11 protein-coding genes are annotated in these 15,303 nt (G+C 67.5%); 8 read left to right on the top strand and 3 right to left on the bottom strand.

Annotation, left to right across the window (positions count from 1 at the left end; translation table 11 throughout):
• Positions 1-17: 17 nt before the first annotated feature.
• From AC5P8D_RS18705 to AC5P8D_RS18695, 3 genes are read left to right on the top strand one after another with little or no spacing between them, the layout of a single operon-like run.
• The gene (locus tag AC5P8D_RS18705; protein WP_010487509.1) at positions 18-1,487 is read left to right on the top strand and encodes a DUF3375 domain-containing protein; all 1,470 of its coding nucleotides are present in this window, start codon (positions 18-20) and stop codon (positions 1,485-1,487) included.
• Positions 1,474-2,175 (top strand): DUF4194 domain-containing protein, encoded by a 702-nt coding sequence (locus tag AC5P8D_RS18700; RefSeq protein WP_049412890.1) that lies wholly within the window; start codon positions 1,474-1,476, stop codon positions 2,173-2,175. The genes AC5P8D_RS18705 and AC5P8D_RS18700 overlap by 14 nt, the downstream gene beginning before the upstream one ends.
• Before the next feature lie 16 nt (positions 2,176-2,191).
• Positions 2,192-5,572 (top strand): ATP-binding protein, encoded by a 3,381-nt coding sequence (locus AC5P8D_RS18695; protein WP_143994676.1) that lies wholly within the window; start codon positions 2,192-2,194, stop codon positions 5,570-5,572.
• Between the two features lie 105 nt (positions 5,573-5,677).
• Here the strand turns inward: AC5P8D_RS18695 and AC5P8D_RS18690 are convergent, their stop codons facing one another.
• Positions 5,678-6,457 carry a sulfite exporter TauE/SafE family protein gene (locus tag AC5P8D_RS18690; RefSeq protein WP_019658763.1) on the bottom strand — a complete coding sequence of 260 codons (780 nt, stop codon included), beginning with the start codon at positions 6,455-6,457 and terminating at the stop codon, positions 5,678-5,680.
• 81 nt (positions 6,458-6,538) lie between these two features.
• Between AC5P8D_RS18690 and AC5P8D_RS18685 the strand changes: the two genes are divergently transcribed.
• A complete protein-coding gene (locus tag AC5P8D_RS18685) occupies positions 6,539-6,931 on the top strand; it encodes a YchJ family protein (RefSeq protein WP_026346891.1) in 393 nt (130 codons plus the stop codon).
• Here the strand turns inward: AC5P8D_RS18685 and AC5P8D_RS18680 are convergent.
• Entirely contained in the window at positions 6,913-8,196 is a 1,284-nt protein-coding gene (locus AC5P8D_RS18680; protein ID WP_049412896.1) for a GGDEF domain-containing protein, read from the bottom strand. The two genes, AC5P8D_RS18685 and AC5P8D_RS18680, sit on opposite strands and share 19 nt — an antisense overlap.
• A 150-nt stretch (positions 8,197-8,346) precedes the next feature.
• On the opposite strand from AC5P8D_RS18680, the gene egtB reads away from it, so the two are divergent.
• The 4 genes from egtB to AC5P8D_RS18660 all read left to right on the top strand — a co-directional run bounded on the left by egtB (position 8,347) and on the right by AC5P8D_RS18660 (position 13,654).
• The gene (gene egtB / locus AC5P8D_RS18675; RefSeq protein ID WP_049480369.1) at positions 8,347-9,618 is read left to right on the top strand and encodes an ergothioneine biosynthesis protein EgtB; all 1,272 of its coding nucleotides are present in this window, start codon (positions 8,347-8,349) and stop codon (positions 9,616-9,618) included.
• The gene (egtD, locus tag AC5P8D_RS18670) at positions 9,615-10,589 is read left to right on the top strand and encodes an L-histidine N(alpha)-methyltransferase (protein ID WP_049412901.1); all 975 of its coding nucleotides are present in this window, start codon (positions 9,615-9,617) and stop codon (positions 10,587-10,589) included. Before egtB ends, egtD begins: the two co-directional genes overlap by 4 nt.
• A 78-nt stretch (positions 10,590-10,667) precedes the next feature.
• A complete protein-coding gene (locus AC5P8D_RS18665) occupies positions 10,668-12,854 on the top strand; it encodes a lytic murein transglycosylase (RefSeq protein WP_495203571.1) in 2,187 nt (728 codons plus the stop codon).
• 26 nt (positions 12,855-12,880) lie between these two features.
• Complete coding sequence (locus AC5P8D_RS18660; protein WP_143994578.1) at positions 12,881-13,654, top strand: DUF2628 domain-containing protein; 774 nt, start codon at positions 12,881-12,883, stop codon at positions 13,652-13,654.
• 6 nt (positions 13,655-13,660) lie between these two features.
• On the opposite strand, the gene AC5P8D_RS18655 is transcribed toward AC5P8D_RS18660, so the two are convergent.
• Positions 13,661-14,848 (bottom strand): benzoate/H(+) symporter BenE family transporter, encoded by a 1,188-nt coding sequence (locus tag AC5P8D_RS18655; RefSeq protein WP_495203570.1) that lies wholly within the window; start codon positions 14,846-14,848, stop codon positions 13,661-13,663.
• Positions 14,849-15,303: the final 455 nt, after the last annotated feature.

Here is a 15,303-nt window from a genome sequence, read left to right as displayed (position 1 = left end):
CAGACTTCTTTCGCTGCATGAAGCATCGCGAACGCATTGCCCGTTACCGCCACCTGCGCGAACAGCCCCAGTGGAAGCTGCTTGCCGCCGACCACGCCCCGGAAATCATCGGCCTGTTGCAGGGCCTGCTGATGGACGGCGAGCGCACGTTGCCTTCGTCGGTGCTCAACGAGCGCCTGCAGCGCGCGCTGGACCAGCTGGCCGGCGATGAACTCTCGCGCGAGCTGCCGCGTACCGCGCAGGCCTACATCGCGCACTGGCTGGCCCAGGGCTGGCTGGAACGCCGTTTGCCCGAAGGCGCCGACCAGGAGCAGTACGAGCTGTCCACCGCCGCACTGCAGGCGATCCGTTTCGCCGACGGCCTCGAGCAGGCCCGCGTGGCCGCCACCGAAAGCCGCCTGGCGCTGGTCATTGAGCAGCTCTCGGCGCTGGCTGCGCAGACCGAAGCCGATCCTGATGCGCGCCTGTCCGCGCTGCACGACGAGCGCGACCGCATCGATGCCGAAATCGCCCGGGTCGGCACTGGCCGCGTGGTTGCGCTGGACGGCAAGCGCGCGCTGGAACGCACCCGCCAGATCATCGGCCTGGCCGACGAGCTGACCGAGGACTTCCGCCGTGTGCGCGATGACTTCGAGCAGCTCAATCGCGATTTCCGCGAACGCATCATCGACGACGAGGGCGAGCGCGGCGATGTGTTGTCGCAGCTGTTCGAAGGTGTGGACGTCATCGGCGAGAGCGATGCCGGGCGCAGTTTCCAGGCGTTCTGGCGCCTGCTCAACGACGCCGAGCAGAGCGCCCAGCTCGATGCCGCGCTGGAAGCGGTGCTGGCGCGTGGCTTTGCGCGCCGCCTGGACCGCAACGAACGCAACTTCCTGCGCAGCTTCACCAGCACCATGCTCGAACGCGGTGGCCAGGTGCACGACGTGCTGCAGAACTTCGCGCGCAGCCTGCGCGGCTTCGTGCAGAGCCGTGGCTACCTGGAACAGCGTCGCCTCAACCAGCTGCTGAAGCAGGCGCAGTCCGAAGCGCTGGCTCTGCGCGACGAATTCCCCGCACAGCGTGGCATCGGCCGTGACCTGCAGTTGACCACCAGCCGCCTGCGCTCGTGGTCGCAGTGGAGGCTGCACGATCCGCGCAGTGCCCAGGTCGATGGCAATGTCGAGTACAACGACGCCGCGGCCATCAGCCTGGAAAGCGTCGGTGATCTGGTCGCTTCGTCCGAAATCGATTTCCGTACCCTGCGCCGCGACCTGCACGACCTGCTCGATGCACAGCCGCGGCTCAGCATCGCCCAGGCCCTGTCGCAGCGCGAAGCGCCGCAGGGCCTCGGCAGTGTCATCGGCTACCTGTCGCTGGGCACGCGCTTCGGCAACGTGGTTGCCGGCGAGCAGGAGCTTGCGCAATGGCGTGGTGGCGACGGCCAGATCCGTCGCGCCCGCATCCCGCTGGTTTGGTTCACTCAGGAGAGACGCCATGAGCTGGCATGAAGATCCCATCGACGCACCGCAGGCCGACGTGGCGGAAGACGCCTACGAGGCCGAGCCGGTGGCGGCCATGGCGCAGCCCCGCCGTGGCAACGACGTGTATTACCTCGGCGATACCGGGCGCCTGCCGCTGGATGCACGCCGCGCGCTGTGCCAGCTGCTGATCGGCCCCAGCATCGACCAGCTGCGCCACGCCAAACTGTGGCCGGCGCTGATCCGCAGCGAGGCGGCCATCCGCTCGTCGCTGGCGGACCTGTTCCTGGAACTGGTGCTCGATCGTGACAGCGGCGTGGCGTTCACCCGCCAGGCCGATACCGAAGACGTCGATGCGCCGGTGCTGCTGCGCACCTCGCCGCTGACCTTCATCGACTCGGTGCTGCTGCTGTACCTTCGCCAGCAGCTGGCCGAGGCCGATGCGCGCGGCAACCGCGCGGTGGTCGCCGATGCCGAGATGGCCGAAGCGCTGGCCATCTACGAGAAGAACCTGTCCACCGACCGCGCCGGCTTCAACCGCCGCGTCGCTTCGGCGGTGCAGAAGATGAAGGACAACCACATCCTGACCCGCCTCAGCGGCCAGGAAGACCGCCACGAAGTCTCGCCGGCGCTGAAGCTGCTGTTCTCCGCCGAAGACGTGTCCCAGCTCTCGGCGGTCTACCGCCAGCTGCGCGAAACCCCGGCCGCCGAGGCCTGAGAGACCCGACCATCGCATGGCTATCTCCAAGCACACTCCCGCCCTGTTCAACGAAGGCCTGCCGGACCCGCGCCTGCAGCAGTTCCGCATGCGCCGCCTGCAGGTGCACAACTGGGGTACCTTCAACGGCCTGACCGAAGTGCCGATCGCCGAGCGCGGCTTCCTGTTCGTCGGCCGTTCCGGCTCGGGCAAGTCGACCCTGCTCGATGCCATGTCCGCGCTGCTGACGCCGCCGGCCATCGTCGACTTCAACGCAGCCGCGCGTGAAGCCGAACGCAGTGGCCGCGACCGCAACCTGGTGTCCTACGTGCGTGGCGCGTGGGCCGACCAGCAGGACAGCGGCACCGGCGAAATCGCCACCCAGTACCTGCGCAAGGGCGCCACCTGGACCGCGCTGGTGCTGGAATACCGCGCCGGCGATGGCCGCGTGGTCAGCCTGGTGCGCCTGCTGTGGATCTCCGGCAACGGCACCTCGGCTGGCGATGTGCGCAAGCACTACATGATCGCCGAGCGCCCGTTCGACATCGCCAAGGATCTTGGTGGTTTCGACCTGGACCTGCGCAAGCTCAAGCAGAAGCTGTCGGACCTGCACCACTTCGACACCTTCTCCGGTTACGCCGAGCGCTTCCGCGACCTGCTCGGCATCGACAACGAGATGGCGCTGCGCCTGCTGCACAAGACGCAGTCGGCGAAGAACCTGGGCGACCTCAATGTCTTCCTGCGCGACTTCATGCTCGACACGCCGAAGACCTTCGACGCCGCCGAGCGCCTGGTCAGCGACTTCGCCGAGCTTGATGGCGCGCACCAGGCGGTGGTCACCGCGCGCCGCCAGGTGGAAACCCTGTTGCCGGCGCGCGCCTACTACAACGACCTGAAGGAAATGCATCGCCGGCGTGGCGACGACGAAGCGCTGAAGCTCGGTGTTGACAGCTTCCGCGAAAGCCGGCGCCAGGCGCTGATCGAGGCGCGCCTGCGCGAGATGGACGTGCGTGACCGCGGCCTGCTTGGCGAAGAAGCCCAGCGCCGTGCCGCACTGGACAACCACACCGAGCGCCTGGCCGAACTGGAGCTGCAGCGCCGCCAGCAGGGCGGTGAGCGCATCGAGGAACTGGAACGCGAGCAGGGTCGTGCCGAAGCTGAGCGCGACCGCCGCCAGGCCAAGCGCGAGCAGGCACGCCAGGCGGCGCAGCAGCTGCAGGCGGAACTGCCGGACGACGCCCACGGCTTCGCCGAGCTGGTCGAGCGCGCGCAGAACGAGCTGCAGGACCGCCAGCGTGCCTCTTCGGCGCTGGACGACGCGATCAGCGATCGCCTGGGTGGCAAGCGCGATGACGAGCGCCGCTTCGGCGAAGTCCGTGCGGAACTCGAAGCGATGCAGCGCACGCCGTCCAACATCCCTGCGCCGATGCAGAAGCTGCGCGCGCGCCTGGCCGAGGAAACGGGCATCGCCGAAGCAGCGCTGCCGTTCGTTGGCGAACTGATCCAGGTCCGCTCCGAAGAGCAGGGCTGGCAGGGTGCCATCGAGCGCGTGCTGGGCGGTTTCGCGCTGTCGCTGCTGGTCGATGACAAGCATTACAACGACGTCGCCGAGTGGGTGAACCGCACCCACCTGGGCATGCGCTTCACCTACTACCGCGTGCGCCGCAACGATGATGCGTTCGCGCGCGAGCCGTCGGCGAAGTCGCTGCTGCACAAGCTGGAACTGCGCGAGCACGTGTTCGAAAGCTGGCTGCGCCGTGAGCTTGGCAAGCGCTTCGACTACGAGTGCGTCGATGCCAAGCAGCTGCGCAACGTCGATCGCGGCATCACCCGCGAAGGCCAGGTCAAGCATCCGGGCGACCGCTTCGAGAAGGACGACCGCAGTGCGGTGGGTGACCGCCGTCGCTGGATTCTCGGCTTCAACAACCACGACAAGGTCGGCGCCTTCGAGCGTGAAGCACAGGAACTGGCCAAGCGCATCGCCGGCTGCGAGACCGACATCGCGCGCCTGCGTGGCCAGCGTGATCGCGACAACGAACGCCGCCTGGCCTGCCACGAGCTGGTCAGCATCAGCTGGAACGAGATCGATATCGCCGCCCCGCAGCAGCGCCTCAGCGATATCGAAGCGACGCTGCGCGACCTGCGCGAAGGCAATGCCGACCTCGCCAAGCTGGCCAAGCAGATCGACGCGGTGCGCGCGGACATCGAACAGTCGCGCCGCACCTATGAAGACGTGCGTGTCGAGCGCGGCCAGCTGGTCAAGGAGCGCGATCGCCTTGACCGCGCACGCCAGCAGAGCCGTGCGCTGGTGCTGCCGAGCCTGGCCCAGGAGCAGGAAGCCGGCCTCGCCGAGCGCCTTCAGGAGCAGGGCCCGCTCAGCCTGGAAACGCTGGAAGCGCACATGCGCCAGGTCAGCAACGCGCTGAACGAGCAGCTGTCTTCATCGCAGCAGGACCTCAACCGCATCGAGAACCAGCTGATCGGCTGCTTCCGTCGCTTCATCCAGCAGTGGCCGGAGGAATCGGGCGACTTCACCGTCTCGGTGGCCTCGGCCGAGGACTTCCTCGCGCGCCTCGAACGCCTGGAACGCGATGGCCTGCCGCAGCACGAAGAGCGCTTCTTCGATCTGCTGCAGAACCAGAGCAAGAACAACCTGCTGGCCCTGCAGCGGCACAGCGCCGAGGCCCGCAAGTCGATCGGCCAGCGCCTGGACGAAGTGAACGCCAGCCTGGAACAGGTGCCGTTCAACCGAGGCACGCTGCTGACCATCGAACTGAACGACCGACGCCTGCCGGAAGTCGGCGAGTTCCACCTGCAGCTGCGCGAAGTGCTGTCGCAGCAGCAGACCGATCAGCGCGAGCTGGCCGAATCGCAGTTCACCGTGCTGCGCCAGCTGGTCAACCGCCTGGGCTCGCAGGAAGGCGAGGACAAGCGTTGGCGCGAGCTGGTGCTGGACGTGCGCATGCACGTGGAGTTCATCGGCGTCGAGCTGGATGCGGAAACGCGCCAGCAGGTCGAGATCTACCGCAGCGGCGCCGGCAAGTCCGGTGGCCAGCGCCAGAAGCTGGCCACGACCTGCCTGGCGGCCGCGCTGCGCTACCAGCTCGGTGGTGCCGACAGCCAGCTGCCCAGCTACGCCGCAGTGGTGCTCGACGAAGCCTTCGACAAGGCCGATAACGAGTTCACCGCGCTGGCGATGAACATCTTCGACAACTTCGGCTTCCAGATGGTGGTCGCCACCCCGCTGAAGTCGGTGATGACGCTGGAACCGTTCATCGGCGGCGCCTGCTTCGTCGAGATCAGCGGCCGCCACGACTCCGGCGTGCTGCTGATCGAGTACGACGAAGAAGGCAAGCGCCTGAAGCTGCCCGAGCGCAGCCGCCAGCAGGCCAACGAACCGGAAGAAGCCGAGGCCTGAGCGCCTCGGGCAATCCACCTGTAGGGCCGAGCCATGCTCGGCTGCTCTTCGCGACCTGAAACAATGTGCCAACCAAGGTTGGCACCTGCCATTTCATAACGTCCCTCACGAACCGCGGAACGTATCCCACGCCATCCGCGCGATCAGCACCACCACCAGCCCCACGAACAGCTTGCGGATGAACGGCGTGCCGCCCTTCAGCGCCAGTCGCGTGCCCACCACCGAACCGATGATGTTGGCCGCCGCCATCGGCAGCGCGAACAGCCACAGGATGTTGCCGGTCGGCACGAAGAATGAGATCGCCGCCACATTCGTCGCCAGGTTCACCACCTTCGATGCCGCTGACGCGCGCAGGAAATCCAGGCCGAAGAAGCGCACGAACAGGAAGATCAGGAAGCTGCCGGTGCCCGGCCCGAAGAAGCCGTCGTAGAACCCGATCGCCGCACCGATCGCCAGTGCGATCACCAGCTCGCGGCGGCCGATCTCCTGTGGCCGGTGCAACGCGCCGAAGTCCTTCTTCCACAGCGTGTAGGCCAGCATCGCGATCAGCAGGACCAGCACCAGCGGGCGCACCGCGTCCTTGGGCAGCAGGCTTACCGCAGTGGCCCCGGCGAAGGAGAAGATGAAGGCGGTACCAGCCGCGAACAGTACCGGCTTCCACGGGAAACGCACGTTGCGCGCGTAACGCCAGGCAGCCGCACCGGTACCGAACATCGAACTGAACTTGTTGGTGCCGAACAGCATCGCCGGTGTCTGCTGCGGCAGCACCGTGAACAGTCCCGGCAGCTGCACCAGGCCACCGCCACCGACGGCGGCATCCACAAGACCGGCGATGAAGGCGATCACCACCAGCCACCACAACTCGGGGGGAACCAGTTCCAGCACGGCGATCAATCAAGGTGGGGGCGCGACAGCATACGCCCTTCGCCGATGGATGCTGGCGGCGCCCCGCGCGACAATGCGCGCATGAGCCGAAAACCTGCCGATCCCTGTCCCTGCGGGCTACCCGCGGAGTACGCCGCCTGCTGTGGCCGTTTCCATGCCGGCGACACCGTCCCCGACGCCGAACGCCTCATGCGTTCGCGCTACAGCGCGTACGTGCGGGGCCTGGCAGGCTACCTGCGCCAGAGCTGGCATCCGGACACGCGTCCGGTCGAGTTGTCGCTGGATGACGCGCCCGGGCAGCGTACGCACTGGCTGGGCCTGACCGTCCATGAGCACACCGTCACCGGCGCTGACAGCGCCGAGGTGAGGTTCACCGCCCGCTACCGGGTAGGCGGCGGCAGCGCGGTGAAGATGACCGAACACAGCCGCTTCCTGCGCATCGACGGTCGCTGGTACTACCTCGACGCAGTCTGAGCCTCATCCCGCTGTCCGGCGTTCGCCCGGATCTGGTTGCGGCCGCCGTCCTTGGCTGCGTACAGCGCCCGGTCGGCGGCCTTGACCACCGCTGCCGGGCGCGGGTCCACAAGGCTGTCGGCCAGGCCGATGCTCACCGTCACCTGCACCACCGGGCCGCTGCCGCCGCGCCCGCGTTGCTGACGCCCGGCGTCATCGTCGCGGCTGCGGGTGCTGCGGTCGCGCAGCTGCATGCGGGTGTCCTCGATGCTCTGCCGCAAGGCTTCCACGGCATCCATGCAGGCGTCGGCCGGCTGGCCCAGGAACACCACCGCGAACTCCTCGCCGCCGTAGCGGAACGCACGTCCACCATCACCGACCCGCGCCAGCCGCGAGGCCACCAGGCGCAGCACGTCGTCGCCGGTGTCGTGGCCGTGGGTGTCGTTGAACGATTTGAAGTGGTCCACGTCCACCATCGCGATGCTGTAGGTGCCGCGCGCCCGTTGCAGGGTCTCATTGAAGGCGCGGCGCCCCGGCAAGCCGGTCAGTTCGTCGCGGAACGCCATGTGGAACGACTCCTGCAGCATCGCGCCCAGCATCAGCAGCAGGGCCGCACTGGCCAGCGCAGGCAGCAGCACCGGCTGCAGGAAGACCCTCGGCAGCATCCACCACAGGCACAGCAGCGCCAGCAGCATAGCCGTGTGCAGCGGCCGCGGATGCCGCCATGCCTGCCAACCCAGCGCCGCCGTGGCCAGCAGGAACAGCAGCGCCGGCAGCTGCGCCAGCGCGTTCCAGTCGGCCGGGATCCACGCCCAATGACGGTTCGACAGCAGATCATGCATGCCGCGCGGCTGCTGCGCGGCCAGCAGCAGGAAGATCAGCAATGCCGTACTGCTGGCGACGGAGCGCAACAGCAGGTCGTGCCTGCGCCGCCCACGCTCCGGCCACAACGACAGGCCGGCGAACAGCAACGGCAGCCACGCCGAGATGGCATGGAAGCGCAGCGGTGTCAGCGCGCTGACATGGCCGCTGCGCAGGTAGCCGCCGACATCCTGGTGCAGCATCGCGAACATGACTGCCACCACCAACAGCAGGCAGAGCGCACGCACCTGGTGGTAGAGAAGGGCCAGGCCGGCACCGAGGCAGGCCAGCAGCCAGGGCAGAACGCGTTGGGCCGGACTGGCCACGTCTTCGTTGCCCAACGCCGCCCACAGCACCACGGCAACCAGCACGGCGGGCAGCACGAACAGGTAGTGCGCAGGCTGGCGGAGCGGATGCAGGGGCAATCAGGAATTCCAGCGCGGTGACGACGCGGCCGCAGCATTGCCGTTAGCGGCGTTCGGGGCGGCTTCTTGAATGCGGCAGGCCCATCCATGTGAACGAAGTGACGCCGGACCATGACATCGCACTCACCCGCCGGCACCGATGCTGTCGGCATGGACAGCGTACCCGCCGCCGTCGCTGCCCCGCAGCACGATCTCGCCCACCAGTTCGCACGCGTGCGTGCGCGCAGCATGCAACTGGCCGGCCCACTCAGCGCCGAGGACGCCATGCTGCAGAGCATGGCCGATGCCAGCCCCAGCAAGTGGCACCTGGCCCACACCACCTGGTTCTTCGAACGCTTCGTGCTGGCCGGCTTCCCGGCTGCGCCTGCACATGACCCTGCATGGGACTACCTGTTCAACAGCTACTACAAGAGTATCGGCCCCGCCCATGCCCGGCCGCAGCGCGGCCTCCTCTCACGGCCCTCGCTCCAGCAGGTGCATGACTATCGCCAGCAGGTCGATGCACAGGTGCAGTCGCGGCTATCGGCAGGTGACCTGGACCCACACGCGCTGCACAACCTGCAGCTGGGCCTGCAGCACGAACAACAGCATCAGGAGTTGTTGTTGACCGACATCAAGCACGCGTTCTGGTGCAATCCGCTGCAGCCGGCCTACCGCGAGGACCTGCCCACCCCCCCTGGCGCTGCCAGTGCACAGGGCTGGATCGAATCACCCGAGCGCATCGTTACCGTCGGCGCTGCATCCTGGCCGCAGCACGCTGCGTTTGCCTACGACAACGAATCGCCGCCGCACCGCGTGCTGCTGCCGGCACATGCTCTGGCCGAACGTCCCGTCAGCAATGCCGAGTACCGTGCTTTCATCGATGCCGGCGGCTACCGCGAACCGCGCTGGTGGCTCAGTGAAGGCTGGGCGTTGCGTGAAGCCGAGGACTGGCAGCACCCGCTGTACTGGGATGACACCCTGCAGCGCGAATACACCCTGGGCGGTTGGCGCGAGCTGGATCCGCACGCGCCGGTCTGCCATCTCAGCTACTTCGAGGCCGATGCCTGTGCTCGCTGGGCCGGGGCACGCCTGCCCAGCGAGTTCGAGTGGGAGGCCGCCGCCGCGTCTCAGGCGGTGCGGGGCCACTTTGCCGATGACGATCACCTGCACCCGCAGGCGGGGCAGGGCAGCGGCCTGCGCCAGCTGTTCGGTGATGTCTGGGAGTGGACTCACAGCGCGTATGGTGCCTATCCCGGCTACCGCCCTTTCGCGGGCAACCTCGGTGAGTACAACGGCAAGTTCATGTGCGGCCAATGGGTGCTGCGCGGCGGCAGCTGCGTCACGCCACGGGGCCATGTGCGCGCCAGCTATCGCAATTTCTTCATGCCGCCGGCGCGCTGGCAGTTCTCCGGACTGCGCCTGGCCAGGGACCTCACATGAGCACCGTGCACGACGCGCTGCAGGCGTTGACCGACCTCACCCCCGGCCGCCAGCAGATCCTCACCGACGTGGTGGCCGGGTTGTCGCGCACACCGCGCCAGCTGCCATCCAAGTATTTCTACGATGCACGCGGCTCACGCCTGTTCGAGCAGATCACGCAGACCTGCGAGTACTACCCCACGCGTACCGAGCTGGCGCTGCTGGCGCGGGTGCTGCCGGACATCGCCCGCAGCGTCGGTCCTCATGTTCATGTGGTGGAGCTGGGCAGCGGCAGTGGCCGCAAGACCGCGCTGCTGCTGGCGGCACTGCAGGACCCCGTGGCCTACACCCCCATCGAGATCTCGCGCGCCGCGCTGCTGTCCAGCATCGACCATCTGGCCCCGGCGCTGCCGGACGTCGAGATGCTGCCGGTCTGTGCCGACTTCACCCGCGCGGTCGCCGTCCCGGCACCGGAACGCGAGCCTGCGCGGCGCCTGTTGTTCTTCCCGGGCTCCACGTTGGGCAATTTCGTCGAAGAGGATGCCGTCGCACTGCTGCGCGCGATGCGCCAGACCATGGGCCGCGATGGCCTGGCCCTGGTCGGCATCGATCTGCACAAGGACCCGGCATTGATCGAAGCCGCCTACAACGATGTGCAGGGCATCACTGCTGCATTCACCCTCAACCTGCTGGCGCGCCTGAACCGCGAGATCGGCAGCGACTTCGATCTGGACGGCTTCCGCCACCGCGCCCGCTACAGCATTGCGCGGCTGCGCATCGAAACCGATCTGGTCAGCCAGCGCGCACAGGACGTCCGTCTGGATGGCCGCACCTTCCACTTCCAGGCCGACGAGCCGATCCGCGTCGAATACAGCCACAAGTACACCGACGACAGCTTCGAAGCGTTGCTGCTGCCAGCGGGCCTGCAGGTCGTGCGGCGCTGGGATGCTGAAAGCCCGGCCTATGGCCTGCGCCTGCTTCGCGCCCTTTAGCCGCCGCCAGCCCGCGCTGCTTCAGGTTCGCCTACGCTGCGCCTAAGATGGCCCTGCAACGGCAACACGGAGGACGCCATGCCCATTCTGACCACGCTCGGCCTGGCGGCCGTGCTCGCCGCGGCACCCGCTTCGACAGCAGCGCCTGCGGCCAGCAGCGATGCCGCTTTCAGCCGCTGCCTGGCCGTCCTGCAATCGACAGCCGCCAGCCAGGGCATCAGTGCCGACCGCTTCAATGGGATTATCGCCGGGCTCACCCCCGATCCCAGCGTGCTCGGCCTGCTCGACGCGCAGCCGGAATTCACCACGCCGATCTGGGACTACCTGGCCGCGCTGGTCGATCGCCAGCGCGTGGCTGATGGTCGCGCCATGCTGCAGCAGCACCGCGACCTGCTCGATCGGGTCTCGGCGCAGTACGGCGTCGATCCGGCCACCATCGTCGCGGTCTGGGGCGTGGAGAGCGACTACGGCCGCGTGTTCGGCAAGCGCCCGTTGCTGCAATCACTGGCCACGCTGTCCTGCGCCGGCCGTCGCCAACCCTTCTTCCGCGGTGAACTGCTGGCGCTGCTCAAGCTGATCGACCGCGGGGACCTGCAGGCCCAGGGGCTCACCGGTTCCTGGGCCGGTGCCTTCGGGCATACGCAGTTCATGCCCAGTACCTATGCACGCATCGCCGTGGACGGTGATGGCGATGGCCGCCGCGATCTGGTCGGCAGCATTCCCGATGCGCTGGCCTCCACCGCCAATTACCTCAAGCGCGCCGGCTGGCGCAGCGGAGAGCCGTGGGGCATGGAAGTGCGTATCCCGCCCGGTTTCGACGCCAGCCAGGCCGGGCGCACCCAGCGTCGGGCGCTGGCCGACTGGCGTGCGCAAGGTGTGACCGCATTGGATGGCAGCGCGTTGGCCCCGGCCAACCTGCCTGCCGACGCGCGCGCGGCCCTGCTGCTGCCGGCGGGCGGCAAGGGCCCTGCGTTGCTGGTGTTCCGCAACTACGACGCGATCTACAGCTACAACGCTGCCGAAAGCTACGCGCTGGCGATCGCCACGCTGGCCGACCAGCTGCGTGGCGGCACGGGCCTGGCCACGGCCTGGCCGACCGATGATCCCGGTATCGGCCGCGATGAGCGCCGCCTGCTGCAGACCCTGCTGCTGGCCCGCGGCCACGACATCGGAAGCGCCGACGGCATGATCGGTACGGCCACGCGTCGCGCTATCCAGGTCGAGCAGCAGCGCCTGGGCTGGGCCAACGCAGATGGGCGCGCGGGACAGCGTATCCTTCGCACTCTGCAGAACGCGCCGCGCACTGCACCGGTGCCCACGCGTTTCATGCTTCCCAGCAACTACAGTGCCGTGCAATCGTCGGCCATACGGAGTCGATCCCACGTGCAGCAGATCCAGGGTGTACGCAGCGGGCAGTACCAGGGGCTCGATGCCTGGCTGGTGGAAACCGGCGACGCCAGCGCGGCCATCAGTGTGTTTGGCGGCCAGCTGCTTTCCTTCGTGCCCGAGGGCCAGCCGGATCTGATGTGGCTGTCCCCCCGGCGCGCCGAACTGCCCACGCCGATCCGCGGAGGCAGCCCCGTCTGCTGGCCGTACTTCGGCCGCCAAGGCCAGGGCAACGACGTGCCCGCCCACGGTTTCGTCCGTACCGTGCCGTGGGAACTGCAACAGGCCCGTCGCTTGGACGACGGCAGCATCGAGCTCACGCTGGCACCCCCGGTGCTGCAGAGCCTGGACCTGCGATTGAGGATGACTGTGCGTGTAGGCCGCCAGTTGACCCAGCGACTGATCACCGAGAACGTCGGCAGTTCCCCTGCCAGCATCACCCAGGCGCTGCACAACTATTTCCGCGTGGGTGATGCCAGCGCGGTGGATGTGGACGGCGTGGACGGACTGGACTATCTGGACAAGTTCGAGAACTATGCGACGCCGCGTCGGCAGCAGGGCGCCTGGACGTTGCGCGATCCCCGTGATCCCGGGCGCAGCGACCGCATCTACACGCAGGCCAAGGGTCACTATGTCCTGCGTGATCCGGTGCTGAAACGCCGCATCGACATCCGTACGGAAGGAAGCCGCTCGCTGGTGGCGTGGAATCCCGGTGCCGAGGCTGCAGCGAAGATGGCAGATGTGGGTGAGGGCTGGCGCGACTACGTCTGCCTGGAAGCGGCCAACGCCGGACCCGACGTGGTGACCCTGCCGCCGGGTGGCAGCCATGTGCTGTCACAGACATTGTCCGCGGCACCGTGGACACCGGTAACCCGGTAACGAATCAACGCAGCAAGGATGTTTTCATGCAGGAAGCACAATGGTGGTACGCCAATGGCAGGCAGAGCAGTGGGCCGGTGGATCTGGCCGGTCTTCGCCAGCTGCAGCAGGAAGGGACGGTTACGGCGCGCACGCTGCTCTGGTGCGAAGGCATGCCCTCATGGCGCCCCTTGGCGGAGCTGGAACAGGATTCAACGCCCATCGAGATGGCGCCGGCTCCGGATATCGACACAGCCCCACCGGTTGAGGTCGTTGCGCCAAGTGTCGGCGATCCGTCCGATCCGTATCGAGCCCCCGCCGCTGCACCGGATACGGCTGCCGCCGCGGGGCTGGAGGGCGAGATGGCCTTGTACGCCAGCGTGGTCGGCGGCAACTTCCCGATCTATCGCCAGCGCTGGCGGCTGGATCAGGGCATTGCCACCGCCAGTGGAACCTGGCACTGGCCGGCCTTCCTGCTCGGCCCGATCTGGATGATGTACCGCAGGATGTACCGCCTGGCGGCAATGTGGGTCGGCCTGCTGCTGCTGATCAGCGTGGTGGAGACCTTGCTGGATGTGCCCGAAGGCGTGTCGCTGGTCATCACCATCGCGCTCAGCGTCACCACCGGCACCTTTGGCAACACCTGGTACTTGGCACACTGCCAACGCCTGATCGCCCAAGCCCGTGCCGTCAGCGGCGGCGATGACGCACGGCTGCGCAGCGAGCTGACCGCGCGCGGCGGCACCAGCGTGGTCGCCACACTGATCGCCATCGTCATCGCGGTGGCACTGAGCACCGTCGGTGCCGCATTGGCGGGGTAGGGTGGGTCAGCGGCCCTGACGGGGCCGCAGCACCAGCAGGCACAGCGCACCGGCCACCAGGCCCCAGAACGCCGAGCCGATGCCGGCCAGTGAAACGCCCGAGGCGGTGACCAGGAAGGTGACCAGTGCCGCCTCGCGGTCCCGCTCCACCGCCAGCGCACTGGCCAGGCTGTTGGCGATGGTGCCGAACAACGCGATACCGGCCACGCAGGCCACCAGCTCCTTTGGGAAAGCCGCGAACAGGGCGGCCACGGTGGCACCGAACAGTCCGATGACGATGTAGAAGGCACCTGCCGCCATGGCGGCGGTATAACGTCGTGCCGGGTCCTCATGCGCATCGCGACCCATGCAGATCGCCGCGGTGATTGCCGCCAGGTTCAGCGCGTACGCCCCGAATGGTGCCAGCAGCGTATTGACCACACCGATCCAGCCGATCAGCGGCGACACCGGGGCGTCGTAGCCGGAGGCCCGCATCACCGCCACGCCCGGAATGTTCTGCGAGGCCATGGTGACCACGAACAAGGGCAGGGCGATGCCGGCCACCGCAGTCCAGGACAAGGATGGGATCACCCATTGCGGTACCGCCAGCTGCAGTTGCACCTGCTGTGCGTGCAGCAGGCCACGGCTGGCCGCGACCGCGATGCCGACCAGCAGGGTGGCGATGACCGCATAGCGCGGGAACAGGCGGCGTCCGGCCAGCCAGGTGGCAAACATCGCAAGCGCCAGCACCAGCTGGGTGTTCATGGCCACGAACACGTCCAGACCGAAGCGCAGCAGGACGCCGGCCAGCATGCCGGCGGCCAGCGCCATCGGCACCCGCTGCATCAATCGGGCGAAGATGCCGGAGAAGCCTGCCAGCATGCCCAGCACCGCGGCGAGCAGGAATGCACCGGTGGCTTCAGCGAGCGAGGCGCCACCGGCACCGACCACCAGCATTGCCGCGCCCGGTGTCGACCACGCGGTCACCACCGGCACGCGATAGCGCAGCGACAGCCCGATGCAGGTGACACCCATGCCCAGTCCCAGTGCCCACATCCATGAGGCGATCTGTGCCTGGTCGGCACCGACAGCCTGTGCGGCCTGGAACACGATCACTGCGGAACTGGCGAAGCCGACCAGCACGGTGATGAAGCCGGCGACCACGGCCGGCACTGAAAGGTCGCGCCACCATGCTTGCCGCACCTGCATGTTCATTGCCGTCTCTCCTGTGTGCATCCATGCATTGATAGCGGTTGCGGCGTTGCCCGCGCAACGCGCGGGCAACGCCGCAGCGATCTTCGAGCGTACGCCATGCCTGATGTCGCGGTGCTTCTGTCATCACCATGCAAAAAAGCGCTTGACGAAATCTGCAGGATCTCTAGAATTCGCTCCCTTGCTGCAACGCATCGCTTCCTCGGAAACGGCACGCAAACAGCAACGCCACCACCGACGAACGAGATGATCGAACGAAGGTGTTGACGGACTCGGAAAGTCCGGCATAATAGGCGGCTCGCAACGACGAAAGGCCTTCGGGTCCAACGACGAAGCAGCATCGGCAACAACGTCCACCCCGGTGAGACGGCCTTGAAAAAAGGTGTTGACGAAGCGGAAAAGCCGGCTATAATGGGCGGCTCGCTACGAAGGAAACTTCGCAGCACACGGGAACGGCG

The sequence above is a fragment of the Stenotrophomonas sp. YJH_SMC_101-4 genome, assembly GCF_059370395.1.
This window is presented reverse-complemented; position numbering and strand designations above follow the sequence as displayed.

Coding starts and splice junctions, on each gene's coding strand:
- AC5P8D_RS18705 (WP_010487509.1), top strand. CDS start 18: ATGAAGCATCGCGAACGCATTGCCCGTTACCGCCACCTGCGCGAACAG.
- AC5P8D_RS18700 (WP_049412890.1), top strand. CDS start 1,474: ATGAGCTGGCATGAAGATCCCATCGACGCACCGCAGGCCGACGTGGCG.
- AC5P8D_RS18695 (WP_143994676.1), top strand. CDS start 2,192: ATGGCTATCTCCAAGCACACTCCCGCCCTGTTCAACGAAGGCCTGCCG.
- AC5P8D_RS18685 (WP_026346891.1), top strand. CDS start 6,539: ATGAGCCGAAAACCTGCCGATCCCTGTCCCTGCGGGCTACCCGCGGAG.
- egtB (WP_049480369.1), top strand. CDS start 8,347: ATGGACAGCGTACCCGCCGCCGTCGCTGCCCCGCAGCACGATCTCGCC.
- egtD (WP_049412901.1), top strand. CDS start 9,615: ATGAGCACCGTGCACGACGCGCTGCAGGCGTTGACCGACCTCACCCCC.
- AC5P8D_RS18665 (WP_495203571.1), top strand. CDS start 10,668: ATGCCCATTCTGACCACGCTCGGCCTGGCGGCCGTGCTCGCCGCGGCA.
- AC5P8D_RS18660 (WP_143994578.1), top strand. CDS start 12,881: ATGCAGGAAGCACAATGGTGGTACGCCAATGGCAGGCAGAGCAGTGGG.
- AC5P8D_RS18655 (WP_495203570.1), bottom strand. CDS start 14,848: ATGAACATGCAGGTGCGGCAAGCATGGTGGCGCGACCTTTCAGTGCCG.